At 36.8% G+C, this 9,365-nt stretch carries 9 protein-coding genes and 1 pseudogene; 9 read left to right on the forward strand and 1 reads right to left on the reverse strand.

Annotated features, from left to right (window positions below; translation table 11 throughout):
- Nucleotides 1–52 precede the first annotated feature (52 nt).
- The 9 genes and pseudogenes from tnpB to G5B32_RS13390 form a co-directional block, all read left to right on the forward strand.
- Nucleotides 53–373 (forward strand): annotated as a pseudogene (gene tnpB / locus G5B32_RS17725) (IS66 family insertion sequence element accessory protein TnpB); the annotation flags it as partial.
- A 335-nt stretch (nucleotides 374–708) separates the two neighbouring features.
- A complete protein-coding gene (locus tag G5B32_RS17120; RefSeq protein WP_206366900.1) occupies nucleotides 709–945 on the forward strand; it encodes a hypothetical protein in 237 nt (78 codons plus the stop codon).
- Between the two features lie 405 nt (nucleotides 946–1,350).
- The gene (locus G5B32_RS13360) at nucleotides 1,351–1,881 is read left to right on the forward strand and encodes a hypothetical protein (RefSeq protein ID WP_165292024.1); all 531 of its coding nucleotides are present in this window, start codon (nucleotides 1,351–1,353) and stop codon (nucleotides 1,879–1,881) included.
- Nucleotides 1,882–2,452: 571 nt separating this feature from the next.
- Complete coding sequence (locus G5B32_RS13365; protein WP_165292025.1) at nucleotides 2,453–2,617, forward strand: hypothetical protein; 165 nt, start codon at nucleotides 2,453–2,455, stop codon at nucleotides 2,615–2,617.
- 75 nt (nucleotides 2,618–2,692) lie between these two features.
- Nucleotides 2,693–3,052 (forward strand): hypothetical protein, encoded by a 360-nt coding sequence (locus tag G5B32_RS13370; protein ID WP_165292026.1) that lies wholly within the window; start codon nucleotides 2,693–2,695, stop codon nucleotides 3,050–3,052.
- Nucleotides 3,053–3,258: 206 nt separating this feature from the next.
- Nucleotides 3,259–3,840, forward strand: a complete 582-nt coding sequence (locus G5B32_RS17125) for a hypothetical protein (protein ID WP_206366901.1) — start codon at nucleotides 3,259–3,261, stop codon at nucleotides 3,838–3,840.
- Between the two features lie 125 nt (nucleotides 3,841–3,965).
- On the forward strand, nucleotides 3,966–4,772 hold the full coding sequence (locus tag G5B32_RS13380; protein ID WP_165292027.1) for a molecular chaperone: 807 nt from the start codon (nucleotides 3,966–3,968) through the stop codon (nucleotides 4,770–4,772).
- Nucleotides 4,765–5,835, forward strand: coding sequence for a hypothetical protein (locus G5B32_RS13385; protein WP_165292028.1), 1,071 nt, complete (start codon nucleotides 4,765–4,767; stop codon nucleotides 5,833–5,835). The genes G5B32_RS13380 and G5B32_RS13385 overlap by 8 nt, the downstream gene beginning before the upstream one ends.
- 82 nt (nucleotides 5,836–5,917) lie before the next feature.
- Entirely contained in the window at nucleotides 5,918–8,671 is a 2,754-nt protein-coding gene (locus tag G5B32_RS13390; protein WP_165292029.1) for a hypothetical protein, read from the forward strand.
- Nucleotides 8,672–8,789: 118 nt separating this feature from the next.
- On the opposite strand, the gene tnpC is transcribed toward G5B32_RS13390, so the two are convergent.
- On the reverse strand, nucleotides 8,790–9,365 hold a 576-nt coding region (tnpC, locus tag G5B32_RS13395; protein ID WP_165292030.1), incomplete at its 5' end, for an IS66 family transposase.

Here is a 9,365-nt window from a genome sequence, read left to right on the forward strand (position 1 = left end):
AAAATCGTTGTTATAATGTTATCGCTTTCCTCGGTTTTTTCGGTATTTTCTTTATATTGGAGACACGGACTTTCGGTGCGGGATGGATTCCTTAAGCGGTTTAGTGCGCAAGGAACTCTCGCAAGCCCCACTTAACCGAGCGATCTATATATTTTTTAACCGATCACCTAGCAAAGTAAAGCTTCTTCACTTTGACGGTGATGGTTTTTCTCTTTATCACAAACGGCTAGAGCGTGGTACTTTTGAAGTTCCTACCGCTACCGGCCGTGGGGACTTTCGAATCAGTAGCGCATATCTGAAGCTAATCTTTCAGGGCATTCAATTGGAAAGTGTTCGTCGTCGCAAGCGCTTTTCTATCACGAGCCAAGGTTGATTTTGCGCTAACGCTACTAGCGTATACCTGTTGTTAATTAGCAGTTTTTTCGTGTGTTTTCCACACTTTTAAGTGTAAATGGTTTGGACATAAGCAGGCGAAAATATGGTTTATAATAGCGTAAAGTTTATTTTTGTGCTGTGGAAAACATCGACTATAAAGCGCTCTATGAGGCTAGCCTACGTGAAAAGGCTGCATTGGAAAAGCTACATGCTTTGGATAAGTAGATGTTGAGCCAAGAGAATGCCACACTGAGTTAGGAAAACTCACCCCTGAAAAAGGAATATATAACCCTGAACAAGGAATACACAACGCTGAACAAGCAGAAGATTAGCTTGGAGGAGAAGCGCGCATTACTGCTCGCTGATTTAGATAATCTTCGTCGTCAGATCTTTGGTATACGTTCGGATAAACTGGTTAAGTTAGCCATAGCGGGCCAGTTAGATATGTTTAGCCTGAATGCTCCTGCTCCGCTGATAGAACAGGTTGGAGAAGAGCTGCAAGAAGCAATTAAAAAACTACAGGAGAAATCCCAGAATTCACCAAAAAGCCTAAACGGGTGTCCTTCCTGAGCACTTAGAGCGTAATTCTCAATCGTATGCAATTCGGCCAGAAGCATGAGCGCGCTTTGTAGGGGAATGCAACCAGACTATGCTATTATTCCAAGCCTTTCGTGTAGAAGTGGAGCAAAAGCAGCAAATAATGAAGGCTTAAATCGAATATATCCCTAAAAGATCCACTTACAATTGACAAGTGAAATCGTCTGCTCACCTGCGCGTAAAGAAAATTTAGACTTACCCATAAATGATTAAAACGCGTAAATTAAATTAGAAAAAAATAAATATTTTAAAATTTTACACCCTTGAATATCAGGATATTTCCTAACGAAATGACTTTAATCATTTTTTTTAAGCTTTCGCAATATGTTATGTAATACATAAATTTCCTATATTACAATAACATTACATAACTATGATATGCGCGGGCTTATACTTTTATTGGGTATTATTATTCTAGGAATAAACAACCTTCTTGCACAACCTTCAGTTAGAATCAACATCGTGTTGAATCACGTGCAGAATTTAACAATTAACCCTGATCAACAGGTAGTAAATTTAAACTACAATACCTTGGACGATTATCGTACAGGGGTAGAGGTAACAAAAAATGCGCATCTATCTGTATTTAGCACCACACCGTATGAGGTAAAGGTTAAGCTAGCCAACAATCAGTTTGTTAAACTTGGCAGTGAAGATGAAGATAGAGTATCTATGCCTGATATTCAAGTAAGCCCTGTTTCAACAACGCAAAACAGTGAAGTAGAATTTTCTACCAGTGTACTAACGACTGAAGGTAGAAAAATTATATCAAGCAGTGTTCCCACAACTTCTGCGGTATACAACATACAGTATAAAGGCCCAAAAGGCGAAAACATTATTCGTTTTGCAGAAAGAAATAAAACAATCGTATTTTATAATGATGTACTTTATAGTATAGAGACTAAGTAAAAAGCTAAGTAAGAATTCCTGCTTTATAAAGAAATTTCCTTTGTAAAGCAGGATTTTTTGTTTGCATGATTTTTTGGTTCCAAAGACCATGGGTTTAACGAATACTAGCCCCAAACTTTCTCTTCTCTTAAAGAGATCAAACAAAAAAGAATTAAACCCCAAAGTGCAAAATATCCTCGAACACTTGTGAACACTTTGTAGCTCAAACTAATTGTACTGAACACCATTTGAGCAATAAATACTCTTTCATTTAATCCATAACTCAGCTACAAATTAGATCAATTTGAACTACAATATCCACCTTGAGATAGCTGTAAGGGGATATAATTGTAGCCATACAAGGTCTAAAAAAGGGATGACTTTGGGACGTAAAATTTTCATTTAGTATAAATTAAATATACTTGTAGCTTGGTCTCTACAAAATAGTACATTTTCATACTATTTTGAAGTTTTTAATAGGTGGAAAATAAAATCTCGCTGTAAATTTGCACAACAACTAATAGGAAAGCCTTATAGTCGAGGAAAAATTATATAGACTATCCCTATAGAAAAAAAAGAGAATCATATAAATATGATGAAAAATCTAATCTTATCAGCAGCAGTATTACTAGGAGTTACCTTCAGTGCTAATGCGCAAAATTCATCACCAGCTCCAGTAAAAGTGAAAGTGAACGTAAATTTAAATTCTTTTCAAAGTATTGAAATCGGATCGGGAGCAACACCATCTGGGGAGTAGGGCGATATTGTAAATTTAACTTACGCTGATGCGAATAATTACCGTAACGGTATATTTAAAAATGTTCCCAACCAGTTGAAGGTTTCCTCCATTGGTTCGGGCTATAAAGTTAAAGCTAAACTTTCTCAAGCAGTATTAAACCGTACTAGCGCAGAAGGAGCGCAAAACATTCAAGCAAATGAAATTTTAGAAATTCAAGTTGGAAAGAACTTAGCAGGCGCAACATCAGGAAAAATCGTTACTCTATCTGGCGTAGAATTTACAGATTTATCAGCTAGCAACACAGGAAGTGCATCGGTTTTAGATGAGCAGTTAGATGTTAAATATTTTGGTAAGCCTATTCCACAAAATAAACTACAAACATATTTTAATAATGTTGGCAATAAATCATTGTCATATACTGTAGATGTTTTATACGAAATTTTACCATTGTAATCCACTCATCTACAACAAGGAAGGTAAGTAGCTACATTTTGTAGCTGAAACGCTACAAAAGTAAAATATTGCAAAAAATTAAAGGTTTATGGCAGTTTTTAATACCTATTAGCTTTCTCAACCATCTATATTTGCATAGATTTTTAAATAAATAATTAAATTTCAACAACAAACTAAAAAATAACTCAAAAATGAAAAAGTTAATTTTGTCTGCATTCGTTCTTTTAGGAGCTTCAACAGTCTCAAATGCGCAGACCGCAAATCCTGTAAAGGTTAAAGTAAATGTTAATTTAAACAGTTTCCAATCTATTGAAATTGGATCGGGTGCTACCCCAGGAGGTGGCTATGGCGACGAGGTTACCCTTGAATATAAAACCGCTGAAGATTACCGTAATGGTGTATCAAAATTAGTTGCGAAACAGCTAAAGGTTACATCTATTGGAAGTGGATATAAAATTAAAGCATCTTTATCAGATCTAGACGATGCGCCGACAGATTACTTAAAAAGAAACACTGGCTCAGCTGGGGTAGAAACTATCAAGGCAAGTGATATTCTTAAAATAAAAGTAGGAGCTGGAGCTGTTAAAGACGCTTTCCAAAATATTCCAGAGTGGACTTTTAGTGACCAAACTTCAAGTGGCCAGTCTTCAGTTTTAGATCAAGAACTAGATGTTAAATATATTGGTGAACGCATAGATCAAGCAAATTTAAGAGATTACTTTAATAATGTTGGAAAAGAGTCGATTAGATACTCTGTAGTAGTAACTTACTCGATAGAAACAAACTAAAAACATTACTTATACAAGTGGTTTAATGTAAACCACTTGTATAATATCTTTTCTAAAAAGCCAAAAGTTTCTGCTTTTATATATATTTAAAATTCTTTTCGTTCCATTCTAGATCCTTGTAAACTATGAAAAACATTTGGCCTATTATTTTAATTATTCTTTCAGCAAGTAGTTCGCTATTTGCGCAAACAGGTTTAACAGTAGGTCCTCCTCGTGTGTACTTTGTTGGCGGCCCTGGTGCGAGCATGGTACAGTTAGTGGAAGTTACAAATCCGAGTAAAGATTACGGATTAGAGCTAGCTGTTTCCTATGAAGACTGGTCTTATACGCCTATAGGAGACAACGAACTTTTTACTGCAGGAACACTTTCAAACAGCTGCGCGGATTGGTTAACTATCTCTGAGCCATTTTTTGCATTAGGTCCTGGAGAAAGCAAGCAATTGCAACTAAACATGAAAGTCCCTGATAATCTGAGCAAAAACTCACCATCGGTTCATACCACGATGTTATTTGTTACGCAGATGAACCCACGCGCCAGCGCTCAGCAAGAAGGAGCCAATATTCGTCTAGCGGTACGCTCAGGAATTAAAATTTATCATCGTCAGTCTCAAACAGTTAAGCAAGATGTAGAAATTGACAATATTGTATATCATAAAAAAGATAGTACGGCTGCATACCTAGAGCTTGATTATTTGGTTAATAGTAACACCTGGACAGAAGGAAACATCAGAATTGAATACTTGAATCAAGAAACAGGAAAACAGACTAAGACTTCCGATGTTAGCTTTTATGCGCTTCCTGGAGATAAACGCAAACACTACACTCTTATTCCCAAAGAGTTAAATTCCGGTCACTACATAGCAACAGTAATGCTTATGTATGGTGAGCAGCCCGATATTAAGATTGGAGAAATAGCATTCAATCATGAATAATTTTGCACTAAAATATTTAATTTTCTTATATGTTTTTTTTGCGCATTTGCCCGTTTCAAACGCGCAGATGCAATATTCTGTTTGGTCAAATAACTACATTTTTTTAAGTTCTTATTTGGGATATCAATCTCCTGAAAGATTCACTACTGTGCAGTTCAGCTTTGATTCAACGCCATATTCACAAAGTGAATGGTCGCTATCGGTACGCTTATTAAATTCTATTAAACTGGAAAGCGGAACGAACCGAAGTGGTAAAGACTTTCCCGCAGAAAAAATTAATTTAAGATGGACTGGTGATAATAACGACCGCTATATGCGCTTACCAAGCATTGGAGCTACCTTAGAGCCTTTAGTTTTGCCAGCCTCGGGCGAGATATTTCTCATAAATAGATCCAGAACACCTTTAAATACAGATGGCAGAACATCAGCGCTTTATCAACTCTATAGCCAGATGACCATCGCTCAAGGACGTTATCTGGAAGATTACTTAAGCCCAGACCCTTACACGCATGTCACCTACAGGTTTCAGCTGCTATATACTTTATACGATAATCAAAATAGAATTATAGGTACACAAATCGTAAACCATTCGCTACAGATGCCACCTAACCTTACCGATGGTCATTTGATAGATGTAGAGCCAGATTTTAGTATAGCAGTAAATCCTAGAATGGATGAGGTAAACCTCTCCTTCAAAAATTTGACCGACTATAAACAAGGTGTGTCTGTACAGATTCCTTCGGCAATTACTGTGCACGCTAATACAGATTTTGAAATCCGTGTTAAAGCAGTGGAAAGCGATATGATAAGTCAGGGCGGTCACGTACTACCGCTTAGTATAATCAAAGTTTCTTTACAAAATGAAACCAACAGTACAGGAACTACAACTCCTGTGACTTTATCTAATAGCGAGAAGGTCGTTTTAAGAGGAAATTCAAAAGATAAAAACATAAAGCGTTATACTGGAGTAAAGTATGAAGTAAATATTCCAAATAACATTTTAAAGAATCTGACATTAGGTACATATTCCGTTTCTATACTCTATCAATTGATGCCACTTTAGTAAAATGCCTACCCTTCCAAGTCATATTCTTAGAATTATATTTCTCATTACGCTCCAAATTACAGCTACTTGCTTTACAGTGATGGCGCAGAAATTAAAATGGAATATAGAAAGTCCACTTAAAGTAGAAAGAGGGCTAAATACTATTTCATTCAGCGTAGAGAATTTGGATCAGACCGATTTAAGTGGTCACTTTGAAATTGATCTTCCTAAAGGTTTTACAATGCTTGGGGCAGCAACTATTCAGGCCTCTATCCCTGGAAAAGCTACACGTTATTTTACTTTCCGCGCACAGGCAAACAACTTAAGTCTTGTCTCCGGCACTAAAATTAATATTCTTTTCAAGGATAGTGATGGAAAACAAATAAGCCAAAGGGCGCTAGATATTAAAATTCCTCTTTTTAGAAAAATTTCTATTAACGATCAAACACCTCTGCAAACTTTTAGACTTCAAGGGGATAGTATACATATTAAGCTGAATATCCAAAATGAAGGTACAGTCGAGGAAAACTTCAAAATTGTACTTTCTAGTCCAAATAGGTATGGAAAAACGGTATTCAAAGAATTTCCTATGTTCCTAAAACCAGGAAAAGACTCTTTACTAGTTTATAGTTTCATGGTAGAGCGTTATATGACAAGCCTGAGTCAATATTTGGTTCGCATAACAGGAATTAACGACAAAGACGATCCTTTTGGCAACGTACAGCTCGCTTTTTACAACCGTAGTTCCAGCAGAGATTTTAATGCTAACGACATGATTCGCAATAACCTGTGGCAAACAACAGGCAATAATGTAGAATTACGCATATCCAACATTTTCAATCAACACAAAAACTATAGTATGTATAGCACCGGGGAATACGAAACAAAGACAGGGGCTATTCGCTACGGTGTTAATATGGCAAACTGGCAAGGTTTAGATCGCATATTTGTCACCAATACTTACTTAGAGCTTGAACATAACAGGCACCAAATAACTGCAGGTAATCTGCAAGAATCCTTAGAGTCTACCTTCTACGGACGCGGTATGAAATATGCTTTTTTAGATACTGCGAAGGGCACTGCCGTAGACTTCGGGGTAAGTGACAATAGCAACGAACTATTAAGTTCTTACCAACCAGGATCAGGTATACCCCTTACAGCTTTTGCTAGGTTACGCTTAGGAGAATTAAAAAAGGACAGAAAATTCTATGATGGTCAAGTAATTTTTAATAGAAATACCATAGATACTACAGGATTTTTATTGTGGACTAATTCCTTTGACATAAGTCCAAAGAAAGAAAAATCTTCAATAGTAGGTTTTGTAGGAGCGGGAACAGCTTTTCATTTAGTACGAAATGATGAGAAGTATCAACAAAATGCTATCGCCCTAGGATGGAAAACCACACAAGAGTGGAATAAAATGAGGTTTTTGATGGACTACTTCTACTCTACACCTTACTATCCAGGAAATAGAAGAGGCGTAACACAACTTCAACACCGACTTAGCTACCCATTGGGCAGATGGCAAGGTGCTGTAGGCTATAACTTTCATGCCTTTACTCCAAAAAGTCTAACATACTATTCTTCAAACTTCAAAAATAGACAGCAGCGTCTTGAGGCACAGTTCACTGGCTCTACGCGAAAAGGAAATGCCTTTATTACCTTATCACCGAGCTATAATACAGAAAATGCATCTTATAGTTTCTCTGATATACCTTTTGAGCTTAGTAGTAAAAGTTATTTATTACAAACAAATGGGCAATACTTCAGCGCTAATAGAAAACATAATATAAATATTCTTGCTGAAGGGGGATATATAAATATTAACAACCCTAATCAAACCGACAACAATAGCTCCGGCGAGACAGCCCTAAGAATGGATGCAACCTATGGTTACGGTCAAATACGTTTTATGGGCGGATTTCAAAAAGGTACGTTCCAATTATATGAATTATTTAATAGTCTATTTTATAATACTAGTGTGAGCACGCAGTATTCATTTGGCGTGCAGGCTAGCGGAGCATTTTTAGGTGATAAGGTAAAATGGAATTTAAATAATACAGGAAGATACAGCAAACTTTGGGGCTTTAATGTACTAAATGTTGGTAGCATCGACTACCAATTGAAGAAAACTACACGCATCTCCATGCAGGGGCAGTTAACTTACACTAAGGGCTTAAGTAATAATCCCTATACATACAATAACGTACAAATGGTTGTAAAACAGCAATTACCTTCTGGAAAAATCATAAATAAAAAGCCTCAGGGAAATGTTAAAATGTTTATTTTCTATGATAACAATTATAACGGGGTATATGACCAGGGTGATGCTGTAGCATCAAACTACAACTTAATGTTTGGATCTGTTTCCTTCTCTACCAATAATAAAGGTCAGGCTGTTTATAAAAATATTCCTTTTGGCGATTACGTGATTTTTACTCCACCCATCAACAATTATAGCGCTAAATCAAAAGTTGTAAATGTTGATTCAAAATCAGTTAACGTGCAAGTAGCATTACAACAAGTTTCTACTCTTAACGGAGAAATTATTTTAGAATATAATCCTGTCTTTGATTTAACAGTTAATACTAATCTTCGCGGATATAGAGTTCTAGCCGAAGCGAGCGATGGAGTTATTTATACAGCCGAAACTGATGAAAGTGGAAAATTCATACTCCAAGTTCCACGTGGCAAATATATAATTTCACTCGATAAAAATAGCTTTGCTGAAAATGTGCTTAGCGAGGAAAAACCTATAGAAATTAATTTACAAATTGGAGATAAACTAAAAACAAGACCATTTATTTTAAAAGCTAAGAAAAAGAATATCGAAATAAAAAGGTTTGGATCTTAAATGTCTATAAGTAAAATCCAATACTCACTAAGCAAATATCTTTTTACGTGTAGTCTTCGACAAATGGACGGAAAAAACTATACATCAACATGCTTTTTGAACGTATCCGCCCGACGAACTACATGTTTGATTCCTGAAGATTATTCTTAAAGTTCTGCGGGTAGAGATCTTTTAAGTTTTTGTGGTTGATTGACATGATATTCTCCAAGGTGTATTTCAGCCATTGGTACGGGTTCACCTCATGCTTTTTGCAAATGGCAAATAACGAATAGATCATGGCCGATCTTTGTGCTGCCTCATGACTTCCCGCGAAGAGATAGTTTTTTCGTCCCAGCGCAATTGGACGGATGGCATTCTCGACAAGGTTATTATCGATCTTCAGGTTTCCATCGTATAGATAAGCTGATAGCGCATCCCAACGTGCGTAGGCATAGGCCATGGCCTTTCCGATCTGGCTTTTGGGTAAGGTGTTTTTGATCTCTTCAAAGATCCATTTGCCCATTTCGTTGATGACCGGCAGCGATTCCTCCAATCGCAGTTCCTTTATCCGATCAGCGGACAGTTGTTCTTCTTTTACCCTGCGCTCTACTTTATAGAGTTCCTGTATCATCAGAAGTGCCCTTTCAGCTCTCGGGCGATCATTGTCCAATGCCTTTTCAAACTCACGGCGTGCGTGTGCCCAACAGGCTAGGTG

The organism is Sphingobacterium sp. SGL-16, from assembly GCF_011043515.1.
In the GTDB taxonomy this organism is placed as follows: Bacteria; Bacteroidota; Bacteroidia; order Sphingobacteriales; family Sphingobacteriaceae; genus Sphingobacterium; species Sphingobacterium litopenaei.